The 21,662-nt window shown below is 67.9% G+C and carries 19 protein-coding genes; 13 read left to right on the plus strand and 6 right to left on the minus strand.

The annotated features are described in order from the left end of the window. The first annotated feature begins 181 nt into the window (after positions 1-181). The 8 genes from ACK4S9_RS08675 to ACK4S9_RS08710 all read left to right on the plus strand — a co-directional run bounded on the left by ACK4S9_RS08675 (position 182) and on the right by ACK4S9_RS08710 (position 8,611). Positions 182-598: a hypothetical protein gene (locus ACK4S9_RS08675; RefSeq protein WP_409724241.1), complete on the plus strand. Its 417-nt coding sequence runs from the start codon at positions 182-184 to the stop codon at positions 596-598. After that, positions 595-1,380 (plus strand): DUF2145 domain-containing protein, encoded by a 786-nt coding sequence (locus tag ACK4S9_RS08680; protein WP_409724244.1) that lies wholly within the window; start codon positions 595-597, stop codon positions 1,378-1,380. Before ACK4S9_RS08675 ends, ACK4S9_RS08680 begins: the two co-directional genes overlap by 4 nt. A 90-nt stretch (positions 1,381-1,470) precedes the next feature. Next, positions 1,471-1,998, plus strand: a complete 528-nt coding sequence (locus tag ACK4S9_RS08685; protein WP_409724246.1) for a (2Fe-2S)-binding protein — start codon at positions 1,471-1,473, stop codon at positions 1,996-1,998. Continuing rightward, entirely contained in the window at positions 1,995-3,026 is a 1,032-nt protein-coding gene (locus ACK4S9_RS08690) for an FAD binding domain-containing protein (protein WP_409724249.1), read from the plus strand. The genes ACK4S9_RS08685 and ACK4S9_RS08690 overlap by 4 nt, the downstream gene beginning before the upstream one ends. After that, positions 3,023-5,344 carry a xanthine dehydrogenase family protein molybdopterin-binding subunit gene (locus ACK4S9_RS08695; RefSeq protein WP_409724252.1) on the plus strand — a complete coding sequence of 774 codons (2,322 nt, stop codon included), beginning with the start codon at positions 3,023-3,025 and terminating at the stop codon, positions 5,342-5,344. The genes ACK4S9_RS08690 and ACK4S9_RS08695 overlap by 4 nt, the downstream gene beginning before the upstream one ends. A gap of 216 nt (positions 5,345-5,560) precedes the next feature. Further along, complete coding sequence (locus ACK4S9_RS08700; protein WP_409724255.1) at positions 5,561-6,538, plus strand: tripartite tricarboxylate transporter substrate binding protein BugD; 978 nt, start codon at positions 5,561-5,563, stop codon at positions 6,536-6,538. A gap of 90 nt (positions 6,539-6,628) precedes the next feature. Further along, positions 6,629-7,105 (plus strand): tripartite tricarboxylate transporter TctB family protein, encoded by a 477-nt coding sequence (locus ACK4S9_RS08705; RefSeq protein WP_409724257.1) that lies wholly within the window; start codon positions 6,629-6,631, stop codon positions 7,103-7,105. Positions 7,106-7,108: 3 nt separating this feature from the next. Further along, complete coding sequence (locus tag ACK4S9_RS08710; RefSeq protein WP_409724260.1) at positions 7,109-8,611, plus strand: tripartite tricarboxylate transporter permease; 1,503 nt, start codon at positions 7,109-7,111, stop codon at positions 8,609-8,611. Positions 8,612-8,662: 51 nt separating this feature from the next. Here ACK4S9_RS08710 and ACK4S9_RS08715 read toward each other — a convergent pair whose 3' ends face one another. Together ACK4S9_RS08715 and ACK4S9_RS08720 are read right to left on the minus strand one after the other, a co-directional pair. Next, entirely contained in the window at positions 8,663-11,035 is a 2,373-nt protein-coding gene (locus ACK4S9_RS08715; RefSeq protein WP_409724263.1) for a DNA polymerase II, read from the minus strand. Between the two features lie 5 nt (positions 11,036-11,040). After that, positions 11,041-11,841 carry a ferritin-like domain-containing protein gene (locus ACK4S9_RS08720; RefSeq protein WP_409724266.1) on the minus strand — a complete coding sequence of 267 codons (801 nt, stop codon included), beginning with the start codon at positions 11,839-11,841 and terminating at the stop codon, positions 11,041-11,043. 102 nt (positions 11,842-11,943) lie between these two features. On the opposite strand from ACK4S9_RS08720, the gene ACK4S9_RS08725 reads away from it, so the two are divergent. Together ACK4S9_RS08725 and ACK4S9_RS08730 are read left to right on the plus strand one after the other, a co-directional pair. After that, entirely contained in the window at positions 11,944-12,501 is a 558-nt protein-coding gene (locus tag ACK4S9_RS08725) for a cysteine hydrolase family protein (protein WP_409724269.1), read from the plus strand. A gap of 113 nt (positions 12,502-12,614) precedes the next feature. Continuing rightward, a complete protein-coding gene (locus ACK4S9_RS08730) occupies positions 12,615-13,178 on the plus strand; it encodes a hypothetical protein (RefSeq protein WP_409724272.1) in 564 nt (187 codons plus the stop codon). Positions 13,179-13,276: 98 nt separating this feature from the next. Here ACK4S9_RS08730 and pagP read toward each other — a convergent pair whose 3' ends face one another. The 3 genes from pagP to ACK4S9_RS08745 all read right to left on the minus strand — a co-directional run bounded on the left by pagP (position 13,277) and on the right by ACK4S9_RS08745 (position 16,149). Next, positions 13,277-13,822, minus strand: a complete 546-nt coding sequence (pagP, locus tag ACK4S9_RS08735) for a lipid IV(A) palmitoyltransferase PagP (protein ID WP_409724275.1) — start codon at positions 13,820-13,822, stop codon at positions 13,277-13,279. 435 nt (positions 13,823-14,257) lie between these two features. Then, positions 14,258-15,049 carry a LytR/AlgR family response regulator transcription factor gene (locus ACK4S9_RS08740; protein WP_409724279.1) on the minus strand — a complete coding sequence of 264 codons (792 nt, stop codon included), beginning with the start codon at positions 15,047-15,049 and terminating at the stop codon, positions 14,258-14,260. Beyond that, positions 15,046-16,149 carry a sensor histidine kinase gene (locus ACK4S9_RS08745; protein ID WP_409724281.1) on the minus strand — a complete coding sequence of 368 codons (1,104 nt, stop codon included), beginning with the start codon at positions 16,147-16,149 and terminating at the stop codon, positions 15,046-15,048. Before ACK4S9_RS08745 ends, ACK4S9_RS08740 begins: the two co-directional genes overlap by 4 nt. 286 nt (positions 16,150-16,435) lie before the next feature. Here ACK4S9_RS08745 and ACK4S9_RS08750 point away from each other — a divergent pair, with 286 nt between their 5' ends. The 3 genes from ACK4S9_RS08750 to ACK4S9_RS08760 are packed head-to-tail and all read left to right on the plus strand — an operon-like array spanning position 16,436 to position 19,098. Beyond that, entirely contained in the window at positions 16,436-17,596 is a 1,161-nt protein-coding gene (locus tag ACK4S9_RS08750; RefSeq protein ID WP_409724284.1) for an exo-alpha-sialidase, read from the plus strand. After that, positions 17,596-18,291 (plus strand): hypothetical protein, encoded by a 696-nt coding sequence (locus ACK4S9_RS08755; protein WP_409724287.1) that lies wholly within the window; start codon positions 17,596-17,598, stop codon positions 18,289-18,291. Before ACK4S9_RS08750 ends, ACK4S9_RS08755 begins: the two co-directional genes overlap by 1 nt. A gap of 3 nt (positions 18,292-18,294) precedes the next feature. Continuing rightward, positions 18,295-19,098, plus strand: a complete 804-nt coding sequence (locus ACK4S9_RS08760) for a hypothetical protein (RefSeq protein WP_409724290.1) — start codon at positions 18,295-18,297, stop codon at positions 19,096-19,098. A 46-nt stretch (positions 19,099-19,144) separates the two neighbouring features. Here the strand turns inward: ACK4S9_RS08760 and ACK4S9_RS08765 are convergent, their stop codons facing one another. Beyond that, positions 19,145-21,634, minus strand: coding sequence for a TonB-dependent receptor plug domain-containing protein (locus tag ACK4S9_RS08765; RefSeq protein WP_409724292.1), 2,490 nt, complete (start codon positions 21,632-21,634; stop codon positions 19,145-19,147). Positions 21,635-21,662 lie beyond the last annotated feature (28 nt).

A 21,662-nucleotide genomic window follows, 5' to 3' on the forward strand; every position in this document is an offset into this window, starting at 1 on the left:
TCTCCCGCACCCCGATGGGAATTGGACCGGGCGCGCAGCCACAACGTTCCGGCCCGACTCGAGCAGGCCCCGGTATCGCCGCCCGATACCGGAAAGCCCGGCCGGCGCTACTGCGCGCGCCGTGCTTGCGCGCAGCCCGGCGGTCCAGCACGATGCGTCCACCTTCATACCGGAGATCAACATGAAACGTCTCGTCCTCCTTGCCCTGCTCGGCCTGGCCTGCAGCGCCGGCCAAGCAGCCGCTCACGCGGGCCATGCCGGCCAGTCGGAACTGTCGCATGCCGGCGCCAACCTGTCCGGCGTCGTCGTCGGCGGCTCCATCCTGACCCTGGCCGCAACGGGCAGCGTCGTGGTGGCCAGCGTCAGGACGGTCGGTGACGGCCTCGAAGTGGTGCTCGAGAGCGCGGCCGACGCCAGCCGCGCCACGCTGCGCCTGTCCGGCCGGGGCGCCGCCGGCGTTTCGCTCGCCGCCGGCAGCGCCCTGGAGGTGGTGACGGCGTCGACCGGCTACGTGCTGGTGATGTCGGGCAAGGCCCTGGCCTTCCTCCCGAACGAGGCCGGCAAGGCCCTGCTGCACCATTCGAGGGCAGGCTCATGAGCCTGCGTCTGGTCGCCGCCGCCCTGCTGGCATTGGCCGCGGCCGCGCCAAGCCGGGCCGGCCAGTCCTGCGAGGAGCGTCCGCTGGCCGCGCACGAAGTCGTGCTGTCGATGGACCTGGCCCAGCGCACCGTGCAGGCCCTGGAGGCCAGCGGCGCCCGGGTCGCCCTGGTCGCGCGCGCCGGCCAGGACCTGAGCCGCTACCGCCTGCGCTATTCGCACATGGGAATCGCGGTGCGCGACCATCCGAAAGGCCGCTGGACCGTCGTGCACGCGCTGAACGACTGCGGCAGCGCGGTCTCGAGCCTGTACGACGAGGGCATGGGCAACTTCTTCCTCACCGACCTGTACCGCCACGAAGCCCAGCTGGCAATTCCCGGCCCCGAGTTGCAGGCCAGGCTGGCGCAACTGGCGGCCGCCCGCACGCTGCTCCGCCTGCACGAGCCGAACTACAACATGCTGTCGTATGTGTACGCGACCAGGTACCAGAACTCGAACCAGTGGGTGCTCGAACTGCTGGCCGCCGCCGCGGCCCCGCCCGGGCAGGTCGAAACCCGGGCGGAGGCGCAGACATGGCTGCGTTCGATCGGTTACCAGCCGCCCACGGTCGAGGTGCCGGCGGCGGTGCGCCTGGGCGCGCGCATGTTCCGGGCCAACGTCGCCTTCGACGACCATCCCTTCGAGCGCCGCATGGCCGGGAAAATCGACACGGTGAGCACCGATGCCGTGCTGCGCATGCTGCGCATGGTCGACCCGCAGGCCCGTACCTTGACCATCGATTGAAGCGCTCGCGCGCGAATCTACGTGTGTGAACTAACCGAACGGGATCGGGCCGGCGGTTAAGGTAGCAGCTTCGCACACGAAAGGACGGCCATGGACCACTACCAGGAATACCCGATCCGGCTGCGCATCAATGGCCAGGACCGCGAATTTGCGGTCGGCGCCTGGGTGACGCTGCTCGACCTGCTGCGCGAACGCGCGGGCCTCACCGGCACCAAGAAAGGATGCGACCACGGGCAATGCGGCGCCTGCACGGTATTACTGGACGGCAAGCGCATCAATTCCTGCCTGAGCCTGGCGGTGATGCACAACGGCCACGAGGTGACCACGGTCGAGGGGCTGGCCAAGGGCGAGGAACTGCATCCGCTGCAGCAGGCCTTCATCGAGTGCGACGCCTTCCAGTGCGGCTACTGCACTCCCGGCCAGTTGTGTTCCGCGGCCGGGCTGATCGCCGAGGGCCAGGCCAGGAGCGTCGACGACGTGCGCGAACTCATGAGCGGCAACCTGTGCCGCTGCGGCGCCTACCCCCAGATCACCCAGGCGGTGATGCAGGTGATGGGGATCGAGGGCAAGCCCGGCGAAGGCGAAAAGCCCTTCACGACCGGTCCGGTGCTCGCATGAACCCGTTCACCTTTACCCAGGCCAGCGACGTGGACGCCGCGCTGGCCCGCCTGGCAATGCCGGGCGTGCGTCCGATCGCGGGCGGCACCAACCTGCTCGACCTGATGAAGGAAGGCGTGATGCAGCCTGGCGAGCTGGTCGACATCAACGGCCTCGGACTCGACCAGGTGGAAGAAGCGGACGGCGGCGGCCTGCGCCTGGGCGCCCTGGCCCGCAACGCCGACACCGCCTACCACCCGCTGGTGCGCGAACGCTACCCGCTGCTGAGCGCCGCGATCCTGGCCGGCGCCTCGCCGCAGCTGCGCAACATGGCCACCAACGGCGGCAACCTGCTGCAGCGCACCCGCTGCTACTACTTCTACGACGTCGGCACGCCCTGCAACAAGCGCGAGCCGGGCAGCGGCTGCCCAGCCAAGGACGGCTTGAACCGCCTGCACGCGATCCTCGGCACCAGCGAGCACTGCATCGCCACCCACCCGTCCGACATGTGCGTGGCCCTGCGCGCCCTCGACGCCGTGGTCCACGTGCGCTCCCAGAACGGCGAGCGCCAGATCCCGTTCGCCGACTTCCACCGCCTGCCGGGCGAGCACCCCGAGCTCGACACTACGCTCGAACCGGGCGAGCTGCTCACCCACATCACGCTGCCCGAGGCGGTCCGCTTCGCCGGTCACTCTACCTACCTGAAGGTGCGCGAGCGCCTCTCCTATGCGTTCGCGCTGGTGTCGGTGGCCGCCGCGCTCGACCTCGAAGGCGGCAAGGACGGAAAAATCCGCGCCGCGCGCATCGCGCTGGGCGGCGTCGCCCACAAGCCGTGGCGGGTCGAGGAAGCCGAGGCTTCGCTCGAAGGCAAGACGCCCGGCCTGGAGGCCTTCGGCGCCGCCGCCGACATCGTGCTGCGCGGCGCGCGGGGCTACGGCCAGAACGACTACAAGCTCACGCTGGCGCGCAATGCCATCGAGCAGGCCTTGAGCACCGCCGCGCGCGGCACCCGGTACGCGAGCGGAGAACAGCGAGGAGAACGCACATGAGCGACCTGATTCCAGAACTGCGCACCCCGAGCGCGCCCGAGGGCACCGGCCGGGTCCGCAGCGGCATGCCGGTATCGCGCGTCGACGGCCGCGCCAAGGTGACGGGAGCGGCCAAATACGCGGCCGAACACGAGGCCGCGGACCTGCGCTACGGCGTGGTGGTGAGCGGCACCATCGCCCGCGGGCGCATCACGCGCATCGATACCCGCGCCGCCCTGGCCACCCCCGGCGTGGTGGAGGTGCTCACCCACCTGAACCGGCCCAAGGTCCGTTCCTGGGACCTGGCCTACAAGGACATGACGGCCCCGGGCGGCTCGCCCTTCCGCCCCCTGTTCAGCGACCGCATCTTCTACAGCGGCCAGCCTGTGGCCCTGGTGATCGCCGACACCTTCGAGGCGGCGCGCCACGCGGCCCGGCTGGTGGAGGTCGGCTACGAGGAGGAAGCGCACGAGACCAACCTGCTGGCCTCGCTCGACCAGGCCTACAAGCCGCGCGCCCTGAAGGCCGGCTTCACGCCGCCCAGCTCCACGGGCGACGCCGACAAGGCCTATGAACAGGCCGAGGTCAGGATCGAATCGCAGTTCTACCACGGCGTCGAGCACCACAACCCGATGGAGATGCACGCCACCACCGTGGTGTATGGCGAGGACGGCCACCTGACCATCTACGAGAAGACCCAGAGCTCGCAGAACAACCGCTGGTACGTGTCGCGCGCCTTCGGGATCAAGAAGGAGAAGGTCACGGTGCGCAACCCCTACGTGGGCGGCGCCTTCGGGTCCGGCCTGCGCCCCCAGTACCAGTTGCCACTGGCGGTGATGGCGGCGCTCAAGCTCAAATGCTCGGTGCGGGTGGTCTTGACGCGCCAGCAGATGTTCAGCTTCGGGCACCGCCCCGAGACCTGGCAGAAGGTCAAGCTGGCCGCCAACAGCGAGGGCAAGCTGCAGGCCATCGTGCACGAGGCCATCCACGAGACCTCGCGCCTGGAAGACTATGTCGAGGTGGTGGTCAACTGGTCGGGCCAGCTGTACGCCTGCGACAACATCAAGCTGGGCTACAAGCTGGTGGCCCACGACCGCCATTCGCCGATCGACATGCGCGCTCCCGGCGCGGCGCACGGCATGCACGCCCTGGAGGTGGCGATGGACGAACTGGCCTACAAGCTGCGCATGGACCCGCTGGAATTCCGGCGCCTGAACTATGCCGACCGCAATCCGCTCGAGGACAAGCCTTATTCGACCAAGGAGCTGAGCCAGTGCTACGACAAGGGGGCCGCACGCTTCGGCTGGCAAGACAGGCCGATCGAACCGCGTTCGATGCGCGACGGCGAGGAGCTGGTCGGCTGGGGCATGGCCACCGGCATGTGGGATTCCCTGGTGATGCTGGCCCGGGTCAGCGCCGTGCTGCATGCGGACGGACGCCTGGTGGTGAGCAGCGCGGCCTCGGACATCGGCACCGGCACCTATACGGTCATGTCGATGATCGCGGCGGAAGCGCTGGGCCTGCCCATGGAACGGGTCACTTTCCAGCTGGGCGACTCGACCCTGCCCTTCGCGCCGGTCGAGGGGGGCTCCTCGCACGTGACGACGGTCGGCGGCGGCGTGCAGGGCGCCTGCGACAAGCTGAAAAAAACCCTGATCAAGATGGCGAAGAACATGCCTGGTTCGCCGCTCGCCAGGGCGCGCACCCAGGACCTGGAATTCGCCGACGGCACCGTACGCCTGCGCAACCGGAGCGAGACCGCGGTGCAGCTGCGCGAGGTGCTCGATGCGGCCGGCGTCGACCGGGTCGAGGAAAAGTTCTTCATGAAGCCCTCGCTGCTCAAGCAGCGCAAGTACACCCGCGCCGTGCACTCGGCCGTGTTCTGCGAGGTGCGGGTCAACGAGAAGCTCGGCATCGTGCGCGTGACGCGCGTGGTGAGCGCCGTGGCGGCCGGCCGCATCATCAGCGCCAAGACCGCCGCCAGCCAGGTGGTCGGCGGCGTGGTGTGGGGAATCAGCCAGGCGCTGCACGAGGAAAGCTTCACCGACCACCGCTTCGGGCGCTTCATGAACCACAACTACGCCGAATACCACGTGGCGGTGAACGCGGACGTGCACGATATCGAGGTGATCTTCGCGGACGAGGAGGACCGCATCGTCAGCGAGCAGCTCGGCGCCAAGGGCGTGGGCGAAATCGGCATCGTGTCGGTGGCGGCGGCGATCAGCAACGCGATCTTCCACGCCACCGGCAGGCGCCTGCGCGGCACCCCGATCACCCCGGACAAGCTGCTGCTGGGCGAACACGAGATACCGGTGCCGGAGCCGGCCCAGGCTAGATAGGGGGTCATTTCCTAACGAACAACTACTGTTCCGCCATGCTCTACGGGTTTCCACGTAGTTGCTAACCCGTCTATTTACTGGTACAACAAAGCCTGCGTATGCACATGCTCGGCGTGCGCAGGCCTGCCGGCTTGTGGCCTGCGTCCCGGCTTCTCGAGTGTGTTCCTGCATCGCCCATACTAAAAACCTGGCTCAACGAGTTTAGAGGACGACACCATGAAAACCACCTTCCTGCGCAGCGTCGCGGCCATCGCCCTGGTCGGCGCGGCGTTCGCAGCGCACGCCCAGAACTACCCCACCAAGACCATCACCATGATCGTGCCCTTCGCCGCCGGCGGACCGACCGACACCGTGGCGCGCCTGGTGGCCCAGTCGATGGGCAACACCCTGAAGCAGCAGATCATCATCGAGAACGTCGGCGGCGCCGGCGGCACCATCGGTGCGGCGCGCGTGGCCAAGGCCGCTCCCGACGGCTACACCATCTTCCTGCACCACATCGGCCACTCGACCGCGCCGGCCCTGTACCGCAAGCTGAGCTACAACGCGATGGGCGACTTCGAACCGATCGGCCTGGTCACCGACGTGCCGATGACCCTGATCGCCAAGAAGGACTTCCCGGCCAAGGACTTCAAGGAACTGCTGGCCTACGTGAAGGCCAACAAGAGCAAGGTCACCTATGCCAATGCCGGCCTGGGTTCGGCCTCGCACCTGTGCGGCATGCTGTTCCAGACCGCCATCGGCGTCGACCTGACCACCGTTCCCTACAAGGGCACCGGCCCGGCCATGAACGACATGCTGGGCGGCCAGGTCGACCTGATGTGCGACCAGACCACCAACACCACCAGCCAGATCAAGAGCGGCAAGGTCAAGGTCTACGGCGTGACCACCAAGGGGCGCCTGGCCTCGATGCCGAACGTGCCGACCATGAGCGAAGCCGGCCTGCCGGGCTTCGAAGTGGCCGTGTGGCACGGCATGTATGCGCCGAAGGGCACGCCGAAGCCGGTCATCGACACCCTGTCGAACGCCCTGCGCACCGCACTGAAAGACCCGACCGTCAAGCAGCGCTTCGCCGACCTCGGCACCGAGCCGGTGGCGGACAAGCGCGCTACGCCGGAAGCCCTGCGTACCCACCTGAAAGCCGAGATCGACCGCTGGGGCCCGATCATCACCAAGGCCGGCCAGTACGCCGACTGACCGCGCAGCACGGACGCGGCCGGCTGCGCGGGGATGCGTCCCGCGCAGCCGTTTCGTTATCACACAACAACAAGCAACAAGGGGTTCGCAGTGGCTTCCATCGTCCGCCATCCGAAGAATTTCTGGATCGGCATTATCTTCCTGTGTTTCGGCATCGCCGCCATCGTCCTCATCGGGGACAACGAAATGGGCAGCGCTGGCCGCATGGGTCCGGGCTATTTCCCGACCGTCCTGGGCGGCCTGCTGTCCGTCGTGGGCCTGGCCGGCATCATCCGCGCCTTCATCGGCCGCCGCTCCGAGGCGCATGACGCGATCGGCACCTTCCACATCAAGGACATCGTCATCATCCTGGGCGCGGTGATCCTGTTCGGCGTCCTGATGCGCGGGGCCGGCCTGGCCGCCGCCGCCTTCGTGCTGGTCATGCTCAGCTCCTTCGCCAGCAAGCAGTTCAGCCTGAAGGGCTCGCTTCTGCTCGCGGTCGGCCTGTCCATCTTCGCCGTGCTGCTGTTCGTCAAGTTGCTCGGCCTGCCGATGCCGGTCGTCGGACCCTGGCTGGGAGGGATGTAAGACATGGAGATCTTCACCAACCTGGGACTGGGCCTGGAAACGGCCTTCACCCTGACCAACCTGTTCTACTGCCTGATCGGCGTTTTTGTCGGCACCGCGGTCGGCGTGCTGCCGGGCCTGGGCCCGATCGCCACCATCGCCATGCTGCTGCCGGCGACCTTCGGCCTGCCGCCGGTGTCGGCGCTGATCATGCTGGCGGGTATCTACTACGGCGCCCAGTACGGCGGCTCGACCACCGCGATCCTGGTCAATCTGCCCGGCGAATCGTCCTCGGTCGTGACCGCCCTGGACGGCTACAAGATGGCCAGGAACGGCCAGGCCGGCAAGGCGCTCGCCACCGCGGCGATCGGCTCCTTCTTCGCCGGCACGGTGGCCACCATCCTGCTGGCCCTGTTCGCGCCGCCGCTGGCCGACCTGGCGCTGAAATTCGGCCCGGCCGAGTATTTCTCGCTGATGGTGCTGGGCCTGGTGGCCTCGGTGGTGCTGGCCAGCGGTTCTCTGCTCAACGCGATCGGCATGGTGATCCTCGGTCTGCTGCTCGGCCTGATCGGCACCGACGTCAACTCGGGCGCGCAGCGCTACACCTTCGACAAGCCGGAACTGGCCGACGGCATCAACTTCGTGATCGTCGCGATGGGCATGTTCGGCATCGGCGAGATCATCCGCAACCTCGAGCACGGCGAAGACCGCAACGTCCTGATGAAGAAGGTCCAGGGCCTGATGCTGAGCAAGGACGACTTCAAGCGCATCCTGGCGCCGGTCCTGCGCGGCACCTTCCTCGGCTCGGCGCTGGGCATCCTGCCCGGCGGCGGCGCCATGCTGGCCTCGTTCTCGGCCTACTCGATCGAGAAGAAGGTCTCGCCCAACGCCAAGAACTTCGGCAAGGGCGCCATCGAGGGCGTGGCGGCGCCGGAAGCGGCCAACAACGCCGGCGCCCAGACCTCGTTCATCCCGATGCTGACCCTCGGCATTCCGTCCAATCCGGTGATGGCGCTGATGATCGGCGCGATGATCATCCAGGGCATCCAGCCGGGTCCGGCCGTGATGTCCGAGCAGCCGGCACTGTTCTGGGGCCTGATCGTGTCGATGTGGTTCGGCAACCTGTTCCTGGTGGTGCTGAACCTGCCGATGATCGGCCTGTGGGTCAAGATGATCCTGGTCCCCTACCACCGCCTGTATCCGGCGATCCTGATGTTCTGCGCGATCGGGGTGTTCAGCCTGAACAACAACGAGTTCGACATCTGGCTCATGGCCCTGTTCGGCCTGTTCGGCTACATCTGCGCCAAGCTGGGCGCGGAACCGGCGCCCATGCTGCTCGGCTACATCATCGGCCCGATGATGGAGGAATACCTGCGCCGCGCGCTGCTGCTCTCGCACAGCGACCCGATGGTGTTCCTGCGCAGCCCGATCAGCGCCACCATGCTGGCGATGGCGGCCATCGCGCTGATCATCGTGACGCTGCCGGCGCTGCGCAAGAAGCGCGAAGAGGCGTTCCAGGAAGAGTGAAGTTTTTCGTAGGGTGGGCGGATTCTCCGCCCACCCTACCACTGCCAAACCCTAGAACAGCGCGCCCTGCGGGCTGGTCAGGCGCGTGAAGCTGTCGCCGAGAAAAGGCAGGATCGCATCCGCAATCGGTTCGAGCTGCTTGGTGAGGTAATGCTCGTAGTCGATCGGCGCGCGGCGCAGTTCCAGCGGCTCCGGCCCCGCGGTGGTCATCACGTAGCGGATCCAGCCGCCGCGCCGGTATTGCGCCGGCCGTCCCTGGGCGGTATGGAAATCGTCGGCCATGCGCGCGGCCCGGACATGTGGCGGCACGTTGCGCTCGTACTCGTCGAGCGGGCGGCGAAGGCGCTTGCGGTAGACCAGCAGTTCGTCCAGTTCGCCGCGCAGCGTGCGCGCCACGTAGTCGCCTACCCAGGCTTCGTAGGGCTCGCCCTTGAAGATGCGCAGGTAGAGCTCCTGCTGGAACTGCTGCGCCAGCGGCGACCAGTCGGTGCGCACCGTCTCCAGGCCCTTGTACACCATCTCCTCGCTGCCGTCCGCGTGCAGCACCAGGCCGGCGTAGCGCTTCTTGCTGCCTTCGTCGGAACCGCGCACGGTGGGCATCAGGAAGCGCGCGTAATGGGTGTCGAATTCCAGCTCCAGGTGTGAGGCCAGCCCGTACTGCGCCTCCAGGTGCTCGCGCCACCAGCCGTTGACGTGATCGACCAGCGCCTGCCCGATGCGCTCCGCTTGCTCCCGCCCGTGCGCCCGGCCGAGCCAGACGAAGGTCGAGTCGGTGTCGCCGTAGATCACGCCGTAGCCCTGTTCCTCGATCAGCGCGCGGGTCCGGTGCATGATCTCGTGGCCGCGCATGGTGATCGAGGACGCCAGGCGCGGGTCGAAGAAGCGGCAGGCAGTCGTGCCGAGCACGCCGTAGAAGGCGTTCATGATGATCTTGAGCGACTGCGACAGCGGCGCGTTGCGCGCGCGCTTGGCCGCTTCGCGCCCCTCCCACACGTCGCGCACGATGCCCGGCAGGCAGTGTTTGGTGCGCGAGAAGCGTCCGCCGCGAAAGCCCGGCACGGTACGCTCCTCCGGCTCGGCCAGGCCAGCCACCAGCCCGACCGGGTCGATCAGGAAAGTACGGATGATCGAGGGATACAGGCTCTTGTAGTCCAGCACCACCACCGAGTCGTACAGCCCCGAGCGCGAATCCATCACGAAGCCGCCGGGGCTGTCGCCCGCCGCCACGTCGCCGATGTTGGGCGCGACGAAACCCTGGCGGTGCATCAGCGGCATGTAGCGGTGCTCGAAGGCCGCCACCGAGCCGCCGCTGCGGTCCACCGCCAGGCCGGTGACGCTGGCCCGCTCCAGCAGGAAGCGGATCAACTCGGTCTTCTCGAAGATGCGGGTGACCAGTTCGCAGTCCTTCAGGTTGTAGAAGGCCAGCGCCGGCTTGTCCTCGGCAAACATGCGGTTGATCTCGTCCATCCGGCTGTAGGGATTGTCGATCGCCTTGCCTTCGCCCAGCAGGCTTTGCGACACCGACTCCAGGCTGAAGGAGGGAAAGCTGTAGGTGGCCGAGCGCAGCGCCTCGATGCCGTCGATGACCAGGCGGCCCGCGATCGACACGAAATAGTGCTCCGAGCGCCCGTGCTCGCGGGTCTCGATGGCGCTGCCGTCGCGGCCCAGGCGCAAGGGACGCCCCAGGCGTTCCGCGGCCTGCACCAGCATGCGCAGGTCGAACTGGATCACGTTCCAGCCGATGATGGCGTCCGGGTCGTGCTCGCGGATCCACGCTTCCAGCCGCTCGAGCAGCTCGGCGCGGCTGGCGCAGTAGTCGAGCCGGAAGTCCAGCTCGCGCGGCTCCCCGTTCGGCTCGCCCAGCATGTAGACCTGGCGCTGCCCGCAGCCCTCCAGGCCGATGCAATACAGTTCGCCGTGCTGGTTGGTCTCGATGTCGAGGGAAGCGAGGCGCAAGTGCGGGCGGTAGTCGCCGTCCGGCTTCAGCTGGGCGTCGAGGACCAGCGCCGGATCGCGCGGGTCCGGCCTGCCGTGCACCACGACCGGCGCGGTGATGAAGCGCTCCATCAGGTAGCGTTCGGGCGGGCGCACGTCGGCCTCGTAGACGGCGACGCCGAACTCGCGCAGGCGCTTTTCCAGCCGCAGCAGCTGGCGGTACTGGCGGCAGTACAGGCCGAGCACCGGACGGTGGTGGAAGTCGCACAGTGACAATTCGCGCAGCTCCCAGCCCTTCCTTTCGCCGTGCAGCGCCAGTTCGGCCGCTTCGCGCTGCTCGAGCGGGAGAAAGGCGACCGGCGTCTGCGCCGGCAGGCGCACGCGGCGCGGCCCGTGTTCGGTGGCGACCCAGAATTCGACCTCGACGCCGCCATCGAGGTCGCGCCAGTGGCGGGTCAGCAGGAAGCCCTGGAAGGATGCGGTGTCCATGGGGGCTAGGTGAAACGCGCCAGCTCCGCCTCGCTGAAGCCGGCCTGGCGCCGCGCCTCGATGTTGAAGGGCCCCTTCAGCACCGGCGCCTTGTAGCGCACGGTCAGCTCGCCATAGGTCGGCACCGGGTCGAGCCCGCGCAGGGCGCACAAGTGCAGGTACCAGCGGTTGCCGATCTCGACGTGGCCGACCTCGTCGCGCAGGAGCACGTCGAGGATGGCGGCGGCGGCCGCGTCGCCGGCCTGGGCCAGCTTGGCGCGCAACGGCGGGATCGCGTCGAGCCCGCGCGCTTCGAGCGTGCGCGGCACCAGGGCCATGCGCGCCAGCACGTCGCCACGGGTTTTTTCCACCATCTCCCACAGGCTGTCGTGGCCCGGGAAGTCGCCGTAGGCGTAGCCGAGTGTGGCCAGGTGGGCGCACAGCATATTGAAATGCAGCGCTTCCTCGCTCGCCACCCGCAGCCAATCGGTATAGTAGGCCGGCGGCATGCCGGGGAAGCGCCACAGGGCGTCGAGCGCCAGGTTGACCGCGTTGAATTCGATGTGGGCAAGCGCGTGGACCAGCATGGCGCGGCCCTCCACGGTGGCCATCGAGCGCCGTCCGACCAGGCGCGGCGGCACCAGTTCGGGCCGGGCCGGACGGCCGGGAATGCCGGCGGGCGCGGCCAGCGCGGCATCGATGTCGACGCGCCAGTCGCCTGCGCGCTGTGCGGCGCACATCGCCGCCACGCCCGCGCACTTGGCGGCGGGGTCGGTTTCGAGCAGGAATTGCAGAGCGCATGCGCGAAGCTCCAGCGGTTGCGCCATCGTCAAGCCTCAGGTAGATCGGAAAGGCGCTAGTGTACCAAAAGGCGGCCGGCCGCCACCGGCTGGGTTACCATGATGGCATTGCCATCGACCCGAGCAGCCATGCGCCCCGACCATCCCGCCCTCCTGATCATCGACATGCAGCAATGCATGGCCAGCCCGGACGCCGGCGCCCGCAACAACCCGCAGGCCGAGGCCAACATCGATACGCTGCTGGACGCATGGCGCTCGCGCGCGGCGCCCGTGGTCCACGTGCGCCACATCTCGCGCTCACCAGGCTCGGGCTTCGCTCCCGGGCAACCCGGCGCCGGTTTCCAGCCGGTGTTCGCGCCGCGTCCGGGCGAGCACGTGGTCGAGAAAAACGTGCCGGATGCCTTCATCCTCTCGGGCCTGGAACGCTGGCTGCGGGTGCGCGGCATCGAACGCCTGGTGGTCGCCGGGGTCAGCACCAACATCTCGGTGGAATGCAGCGTGCGCAGCGCCGGCAATCTCGGCTTTCAGGTGAGCGTGGCGGCGGACGCCTGTTTCACCTTCGCTCGCCGCGACCATGCGGGGGCGCTGCGCAGCGCCGACGAGGTGCATGCGATGTCGCTGGCGAACCTCGCCGGGGAATACGCCACGATCCTGTCGACGTCCGAGGCGCTTCGCTTGCTCGATTGAGTCGCCTCAAGCACAGTCTACCCGTTTGACATTGTGACAAGGGCTCCAAGCTTGCTACACTGGCCGGCCGGACATTCCGTCCATCGCCAGGCCCACCGCAAAGGAAGCGTGCCATGTTCGCTCGTCCTGACCTGCAGTCCCGCCTCATCCTCGCCACCTGCGCCTTCGGCGCCGAAGTCCTCCACCTCGGCTGGGAATTCAGCCATGGCGGGGTGCCGGCGCACCATCTGCTGAACAATCCGGAACTGCCCGCCATCTCCAACTGGTGGGGGCTGCTGGTCGTACCCTTGCTGGTCTGGTTCCTGGTGGGGCGCATCCAGCGCCGCGCCGCCACCCTGGTGCAAACGGGCAGCCGGGAACGCTTTCGTACCCTGGTCCGGGTCCGCTTCGGCGTGGCCTTCGTGTGGGCCGGCGCATTGGCGCTGGCTTTCAGCTTCGGGCATCCGGCCGTGAGCTGGATCTTCTTCGGCGCCTTCGGCACGGCCATCCTGGCGGGCGCCTGGCGCGCCGAGTACGTGCTCGGCTTCGCGCTGGGCATGACTTTCAGCTTCGGGGCCGTACTGCCGGTGCTGGTGGCCTCGGTCATCGCGGCCTGCGCGTTCGTCGTGCACCTGCTCGTCGGGGCGGTGCTGCGGCTGGTGCGGGGTGGCCGGGCGCGCGGTGCCGCTCTGCCCTGAAGTCCATCTTGCCACAGCTCGCAGGACGGGCGGAAGGGCATGGTCCGGGCCAGTGGTCCTTTGCTCTCATGCGCGTCGCAGAATCGCGGGAATGACCATCAAGGCAAGGTGTACTTCCCAAAGATGAAGAACAGGTTACCGGTATTGCGTATACCCGGCGCGAACGTTGTCATTAGCGATAAACGGCCGACCTCGACGGACATCAGCGGAAGTGCTCCGGGAATCGGAAGGTAGCGCCTCACATCGTGGCGTGCCGTGATGAACGCTGTGTATCCGACATTCAATGATGCTTCGCCCACTCGAGCAAGCGGGTAAAGCCGGGCATAGCCCATCGCTGGCTCAGGCTTACGATACGAATCGTTGAACACCATCGCATAGAGTCCGTGCCATCCGCCTTGTGCATCCTTGAAGCTACGGCCATAGCCCAGGCCGAACGTGGCCTCATTGAAGGATGCCACCCTTTGTGGACTGTAGGCGTGCCGTAGGTGGTGCGTGTGCAGCGGCAGATAGATATCGGTATCGCCCTCATTCCAGATGCGCGAGGCTTCTGAAGCTGCGGCGCTTCTGAACGAAGAGATGATGCCTGGTTCCGCGGCGTATACATGCGCTGTGCCACTCATGGCGAGAAACACGGCAAGCGACATGCGACTCATCGAGACTGCCCAGTGTTCAACTTCTACCTCCTGTAGAGCCGCAGCTTGCTGCGAATGTCGAAGATCATCGGCGCGCGTGGTCGGCGGCCCTCTTATGCTTGTGCGCCGGTCTTTTCTCTCGTATCCATTGGGAAAAGAGCAGTGTCGTCGCAGATATCAAAAAAGCCGTGCCAAACGGTGAGCTGTCACCCTGCCCCAGGCGATCGACAGAAACGGCGAACAGTATGGCGACGCAAGTGTAGCGGATCGGCGATTCCTTGCTCATGAGATCTCGCGTCCGGTCGCCCGCAAGACTGCATAGGCATGCATGCACGATACCTTGTGGAAGACGTGTGCCGGCATGTCGATGGAGCGCAAGGGGCTGCCGGCGTCGACGACCATGCCGGACCAGACGAGCACGATCTGCAGGTCTAGCGGAAGAAGGTTCTACATCTGCCTGAACAAATGCGCATACACCGGACTCACCCGCGGCTTCTCGGGCCGGTTGCGCAGGTTGAGCATTACCTTGCCCATCGCATCGCGCCCGGCGCTGGCCACGCAGCCCATGTTCACCACGGTGCTGCGATTGACCTGGCGGAACTGCACCGGATCGAGCTGCGGCAGCAGTTCCTTGAGCGGCACCCGGATCAGGGCTTCGCTCTCCGCCGTGGCGACGTTGACGTACTTGTCGGTGGCCTGGAAGAACACCACGTCGGCGACCGGGATCATGCGCACCATGTTGCCGACCGCCGCGCGCACGATGGTGAGGCGTTCCGGACCGGGCGCGGCCGGCACCAGGGCCTGCAGGCGGCCCACCAGCTCGGCCAGCGCGTCGCCCGCGTCCGGCTCCTGGCGGCGCGCCAGCAGGCCCTGCAGGCGCTCGACGGTGCGCGCCAGGCGCGCCTCGTTCACCGGTTTGAGCACGTAGTCGGCGGCCGCCTGTTCGAAGGCCTGCACGGCGTAGTCGTCGTAGGCGGTCACGAACACCACGTGCGGGAACGGCGCAGGCCCCTCCCAGCGCTCGGCCAGCTCCTCGGCCGCCTCGATGCCGGTCTGGCCGGGCATCTTGATGTCCATGAACAGCACGTCGGGCCGGGTCGCCAGCGCCTGCTCGACGGCGGCCACGCCGTTGGGGGCGGTGGCGACGATCTCCAGTTCCGGCCACAGGTTCGTCAGCAGGCGGGCCAGGGTCGCGGCCAGGATCGGTTCGTCTTCTGCAATCAGGGCGCGGACGTTCATGCGGTCTCCAGGGGTAAGGTAAGGCGGACAAGGGTGCCTTGCGGCGCCGCGGGGGCGAGCAGGACGCCGGCGCGTTCGCCGTACAGCACGCGCAGGCGTTCTCGGGTGGTGGCCAGGCCGACGCCGCCGCCGCCATGGGTGGACTGGCCGAGGCCCAGGCCGGTATCGAGGATGCGGATGTCGAGCAGGCCGTCGCGCTCCTCGGCCGAGATGCGCACGTCGCCGCCCTCGATCTTCGGTTCCAACCCATGCACGATCGCGTTCTCGACCAGGGGCTGGAGCAGCATCGGCGGCAACTTCGCCCGGCGCAGCGTGGGCGGCAGCTCGAGCCGGTAAGCCAGGCGCGCGCCCATGCGCACCTGCATCAGGCCCAGGTAGGCGTCCATGGCGGCGAATTCCTCGGCCAGCGTGGTGCTTTCCGAGCGCGCCGCGCCCAGCGTGGCGCGCAGGTACTGGATCAGCTGGTCGAGCATGCCGTTGGCGCGCTCCGGATCGATCGCGATCAGGCCCTGCAGGTTGGCCAGGGTATTGAACAGCATGTGCGGCTCGATCTGGGCCTGCAGCAGGCGCAGCTGCGCCTGCAGGGCCTGGCGTTCGATGGTTTCGGCGCGAAGCCGCGCTTCGTGGTGGGCGCGCTCGATGCCTTGCACGCGTTCGCGGTGCACCACCAGCAGGCTCATGGTGACCAGCCCGAGAAAAGTGAAGGCCACGTAGCTGAGCCGGCCCACGCTTGGATACTCGGCCAGGCCCGGCACCGTGTCGCCGAGCAGCGCGCCGGCCAGGTGAACGCCCGTGAAATGCGCCGGCCCCGCGACCAGCAGCATCACGCCGACCAGCGCCAGCCAGCGGCCGGGATGCCCGTCCAGCACGGGCCAGAAGCGCAAGCGCGCCAGGTCGACCACGGCGAAGCCGGGCACGCCGATGCACAGCGAATACACCAGTTGCTCGAACAGGGTCTCGGGCTTGGCGATCAGGAGCACGATCAGGACCGCGGCGAGGGCGCTGACCAGCGCGGAGAGCCGGATGTCGCGCGCCAGCGTGGGCAGGATAGAGGGCTCGGCAAGCGCCGGGGCCGGGGTGGTGTGGGTCAGGCTGCTCATGCGGTCTCGTTCGTGTCTGTTGCCGATATGGCCAGCATTCTGCCGAGACCTTATCGGCTCGGCAAGCCGGAAGCGATGAACCGGCATTTCCCGGGCGCGAACCGGCATCCCGGTCGACCGGAATCCCACTCAGCGGTAGGGAAATCGCCCATGAAATATGTCACCGGCGCCTCTTTCCTGTAGGATAGCGCCTTTGCCCGGCAGGGGCTCAGCTCGCCCTGCCCTGCAAGGCATTATCACGATAACCAGCATCGCGAACCGGACCGAGCCGGGTCGCCGGAAGTGTATGGAACCAACCCCGCAAGCGCGCGGCACTGCGCGCCGCCCTATCGCTATCGCCTGCGCCGCCATCGTGCTGGCCATCGCGTGCGCCGAGACCGTGCGCTGGAACCAGGCGCGCGCCGCCGCCGCGCCCTCGACGGCGCCTGCCCTCATGCCGGGCCGGGTGGCCCTGTCCGAACTGTCGCGCTCGCTCATTCCCATGCCGCGCGACACGCCCTCGGCCCATGCCAGCGCCATGGCCACGCTGCCCGGCGACCGCTTGATCACCTTCTGGTGGGCCGGCAGCCGCGAGAGCGGCCCGGACGTCAAGGTGTATGCGTCGCAATGGCAGAACGGCAAATGGGGCCAGCCCTGGATGGTCGCCAGCCGTGAAACGCTGGGCGAGGCCCTCGGTTTCGGCGTGCGCCGCATCGGCAACCCGGTGGCCTGGACCGGCCCGGACGGCAGGATCCACCTGTACGTGGTCGCCACCGGCCTGGGCGGATGGGCGGCTTCGCGCGTGGCCCACCTGGTTTCCAGCGACGAGGGCGCCAGCTTCGCGATGAAACGCGTGCTGCCGATGTCGCCGCTGTTCAATACGAGCGTACTGGTGCGCACCAATGCGGTCGGCCTGGTCGACGGCGGCTGGTGGCTGCCGGTGTACTTCGAGATCGGCATCAAGTACCCGATGATGATGGCCTTCGGGCCGGATGGCGAACCCACCGGCCTGGGACGCATCGGCGAGCGCACCACCACGCTGCAGCCGGCGATCGTTCCGGTGTCCCCGACCGAGGTGCGCGCCTGGATGCGCGATGCCAGCGACGAGCGCCGCGTGCAGCATGCCCTCAGCCGCGACGGCGGCGCCAGCTGGGAAGACCTGCCGCCCCTGGCGCTGAACAACGAGAACACCTCGATGGCGGCGCTGCGCCTGTCCAACGGCGAGTTCCTGATGCTGCACAACCACATCGTCGACGGCGGCGGCTCGCGCAGCCTGCTGCGCCTGTCGCTCTCGAGGGACGGCCATAGCTGGCGCACCGTGGCCGACGTGGCCGGCGGCGGCAAGGGCGACGAATTCTCCTATCCCACCATGCAGCAGGTCGGCCAGGAGCTGCACCTCACGTACACCTTCCAGCGCCAGGCGATCGCCCATCATCGCTACCGGATCAGCATTGGGGAGAGCATTTGATGATCCTGCCCGAACTTTCGCTGCAATTCGTGTATGCCCGCCTGGCGTGGGCGCTGGTGCTGGCGGCGCTGGTCGTCGCGCTGTGGCCGGCGTCCTGGCGCCTGCCCCGGCGGGCCCTGGGCGCGCTGCTCGGCGCCTGCCTGCTGCTGATGTTCCTGCCGGGGGCGGCTTCGCCCGCCTGGCACCTGGGCCTGGCCTTCCAGTATCCGAGCGCACTGCTGGCCGGCCTGTGCCTGGTCAAGCTGCACGAACGCTCGCGCATCGTCGCCGGCCCGGTACGGGCCGCGCTGTCGCCATTGCTGGCCGCGCCGCTGGCCCTCGTCGGCCTGCTGCTCTACCTCGACGCCTTCGGCCTGGTCGCGGGCGGGTATTACTACGCCGGCTTCGGCGGCGCCGCGGCGCTGGGCGCGGTGCTGCTGGCCGGCGCCTGCGCGCTGCTCGCCGCGCGCGGCCGCTTCAAGCCGCAGGTCGCCGCGCTGCTCGGCGCGCTGGCCCTGTTCTCGTTCGCGCGCCTGCCGAGCGGCAACCTGTGGGATGCGCTGCTCGACCCGCTGCTGTGGGGCTGGGCGCTGGTCACCCTGTTGCGGGCCGCCGTGCGCGCCGTGCTGGGCGCCCGCGCGCGCCGGGCGCCTTCCGCTGCCGAACCGGCGCTGCAAGCGGCCGGTACCGAACCGATTTCATCAATGAAGGAGTAGTCTGTGGCAAACAAGAAGTGGTATCTCCATCCCGTCATCGCCACCGGGATCGTCATCAACACCTTCGTGCTGCTGCTCGCGCTGGCCCTGGCCGGCAACCCGGCCGGCATGGACCGCCTGCTGGTGGAAGACGGCATCGTCGAATGGATGCAGTTCCTGTGCTTCAGCGCGATCGCGGGCCTGCTCGGCTTCGCATTCACCGAGCGTCTCAAGCGCAGCGACCGCGGTGTCCTTGAATTGCTGACCCTGGGCGGCCTGAGCCTGCTGTGCGCGCTGGCGGCCCTGGAAGAGATCAGCTGGTTCCAGCGCATCCTCAACGTCCAGTCCTCGGAATTCTTCCTGCAGCATAACCGCCAGGGCGAGACCAACATCCACAACCTGGCCATGGGCGACGGCAGCTTGCACAAGAACGTGCTGCTCAAGCTGATCTTCATCACCGGCATGATCCACAACCTGATCCTGCCGCTGGTGGCGCGCGCCAAGCCGGGCGTGCAGGCCTGGGTCGAGAAGATGGGCCTGTACCTGCCGCCGCTGTCGGCCTCGGTTCCTTACCTGGTGCTGGTGGCGCTGTCGCATCTGCTGGTCGACCATCCGCGCAAGGGCGAACTGGGCGAGATGTTCGGTGCGGTGCACTACATGGCGACCGTGTTCGGCGCCTATTACGTCGGCGTGGCCTACAAGCGTCCGGCGCTGTTCGAGCATCCCGCCGACGTCGTGCGGGTGTCGAAACTGTTCGCGCTGTGGATGCTGTTCCTGTTGCTCAACGGCTGGATGCTGAGCGCGGGCGCCGGCGCCGTGGTCGGCTGAGCGATGTGAATCGCCACGGTGGGCGGCATGGCCGCCCACCGCCGTTTTAGAAGCCGTAGTTCATGCGGGCATAGATGAAGCGCCCCGCCCGTCCGAACGGCGCGTAGTTCGCGAATGGGGTGTTGCCCGTCGTGTTCAGCGCCGGCGGCTGGGTCTCCGGATACTGGTCGAACAGGTTGTCCGCCCCCAGCGCCAGGCTCAGTTTCGGCGTGAACGCATAGCGCGCCTCGATGTCGACCAGGGTCTTCGGATCCATCCAGAAGTCCAGCGCCGCGGTGGTGCCGGGCGAGAGCACCTTGCCGTAGCGGGTGGCGCGGAAGGTCGCACCCCACTGCCCCAGCTTCCAATTCACGTTCGCACTGAGCTTGTTCTCCGGCTGGCCCTTCTCGAGCGACAGCACGTTCAGGCGGTCGAACAGCACCGGCGCCGGGTTCAGGGCGCTCAGCTGCGCCGTCACCGGCACCTTGGTCACCTTGGTGTCCGTGAAGTTGCCCGCTACGGTGAAGTCGAAGTTGCCGGCAGTGGCCGTGCGCATCGGCCAGCTCACCACCACGTCCACGCCCTGGGTGCGGGTATCGACGCCGTTGATGAAGAAGCGTCCGCCGCCCACCCCGGTGATCCCCTGCGAGATGATGTAGTTGCGCACGTTCGCCTGGGTCAGGTTCTCGGACAGGATGATGCGGTCTTCGATGTCGATGCGGTAGGCGTCGACGGTGATGCTGAATGGATCGAAGCGCATCACGGCGCCGAGCGAGGCGTTCACCGATTTCTCCGCTTCCAGCGGCTTGGCGCCCAGCGCCACCGCCACCCGGTCGGTCGGGCGGAAGGTGGTGATTTCAAACGGCACGCCGTTGATGAAGTTGGTGGACGTCGCCGTGAAGTTCTGCTGCTGCGGCGACGGCGCGCGGAAGCCGTTCTGGACGGCGCCGCGCAGGGCGAATGCCTTGCTGAAGTCGTAGCGGCCGGAGAGTTTGCCGGCCAGGCTGTTGCCGAAGTCCGTGTAGTGCTCGCCGCGCAGCGCCACCGAGGCCAGCAGCTGCGGCGTGATGTTCGCTTCCAGGTCGACGAAAGCGCCGATCGCGCTGCGGTGCGCATCGACTTCGTTGGACGGCCGGAAGCCTGGGAACACCTGGGCGCCCGGCGCCGCCGGGGTGCCGTTCGGCAGGATTTCGGGGCCGGCGCGCCAGGAATCCGGTTCGCCCGCGAACAGCTCGTAGCCTTCGCGGCGCGCTTCCACGCCCAGCGCGACGTTCAGCGGCGAGGCAAAGGCCGCCACCTCCAGCGTGCGCACGCCGGTCAGGTTGAACACCAGCTGGTCGTAGGCATAGCCGCCGGCGTAGAACTGGCGCTTGCTGCTCGGGCCGATCGAGCGGTTCAGCGTGTTCTCGATGTCGTACTCCATCTTGTTCCTGCCGTAGCCGAGCGAGGCGTCCATGTCCCAGCTGCCGACGTTCCAGGTGACGCCGCCCGTGGCCGAGAAGTCGTTCACCGTCGGCGCGATGATCGGCAGGAAGCCGTTCGGGTAGATCGAGGGGATGTTGCGCGCATCCTGCGCCGGGCGGAAGAATCCGCCCGAGCGCGCGAAGCGGTTCTGGTAGCTCGCCCAGCCGTACAGCTTGACGCCGCCGCCCAGGTCGTTGCCGGCATTGGCGAAGAAGCTCACCTGCTCCATCTCCGGTTCGCCGTACCAGGCGTTGAAGCGGTCGATGCTCAGTTCGCGCGGGTCGAAAGCGCCATTGGCCAGGCGCGGGTACTGCTGGCGCATGTCGTAGCCGCTGCGCTCGGTGCGCTCCTGCTTCTTGTATTCGCCGGCCACGGTCAGGTGGCCGGTCTCGCCCAGGGCCAGGCCCTTCCAGATGCTGACGGTGCCGGTCTGGCCGTCGGTGCGCTCGCGCTTGGCGGGTGCGGTCCAGGTGGCGCCCGCGGGGGCGACGTCGTTCCACAGTTCGTACTCGGTCTTGCGGGCGCCGTAGGTGACGCTGGCTTCGCCGCCCTCGCGGTCGGTGCGCAGGCGCAGGTTCACCACGCCCGAGATGGCGTCGGAGCCGTACTGGGCGGCGGCGCCGTCGCGCAGCACCTCGACGCTTTTCACGATGGCGGTCGGGATGGTGTTCATGTCCACCGCCGCCGAGCCGCGCCCGATCGAGCCGTTTACGTTCACCAATGAGGACGCGTGGCGGCGCTTCGAGTTCACCAGCACCAGGGTCTGGTCGGGCGCCATGCCGCGCAGGGTGGCGGGACGGATGGTGTCGGTCCCGTCGGTGATGGCGGGACGCGGGAAGTTCAGCGAAGGCAGCGCGATCGACAGGGCCTGGTTCATCTCGGTGGTGCCGACGTTCTTCAGCGTCTCCGACGAGATGATGTCGACCGGCGCGGCGGTGTCCAGGGCGGTGCGGTTGGCCACGCGGGTGCCGGTGACCACCACCGTGGCAGAGGCTGTCGGGTCCGTGGCCGGGGCGTCCTGCGCCTGCGCGCCGGAAAACAAGGAAGCGATGGCAAGGGCCAGGACCGTCTTTTTGGTGTCGTGTTTCTGCATCTTGGGTTTCCTCTTGTTGTCGTTAGCA

Source organism: Massilia sp., from assembly GCF_046293535.1.
Lineage (GTDB): Bacteria > Pseudomonadota > Gammaproteobacteria > Burkholderiales > Burkholderiaceae_D > Telluria.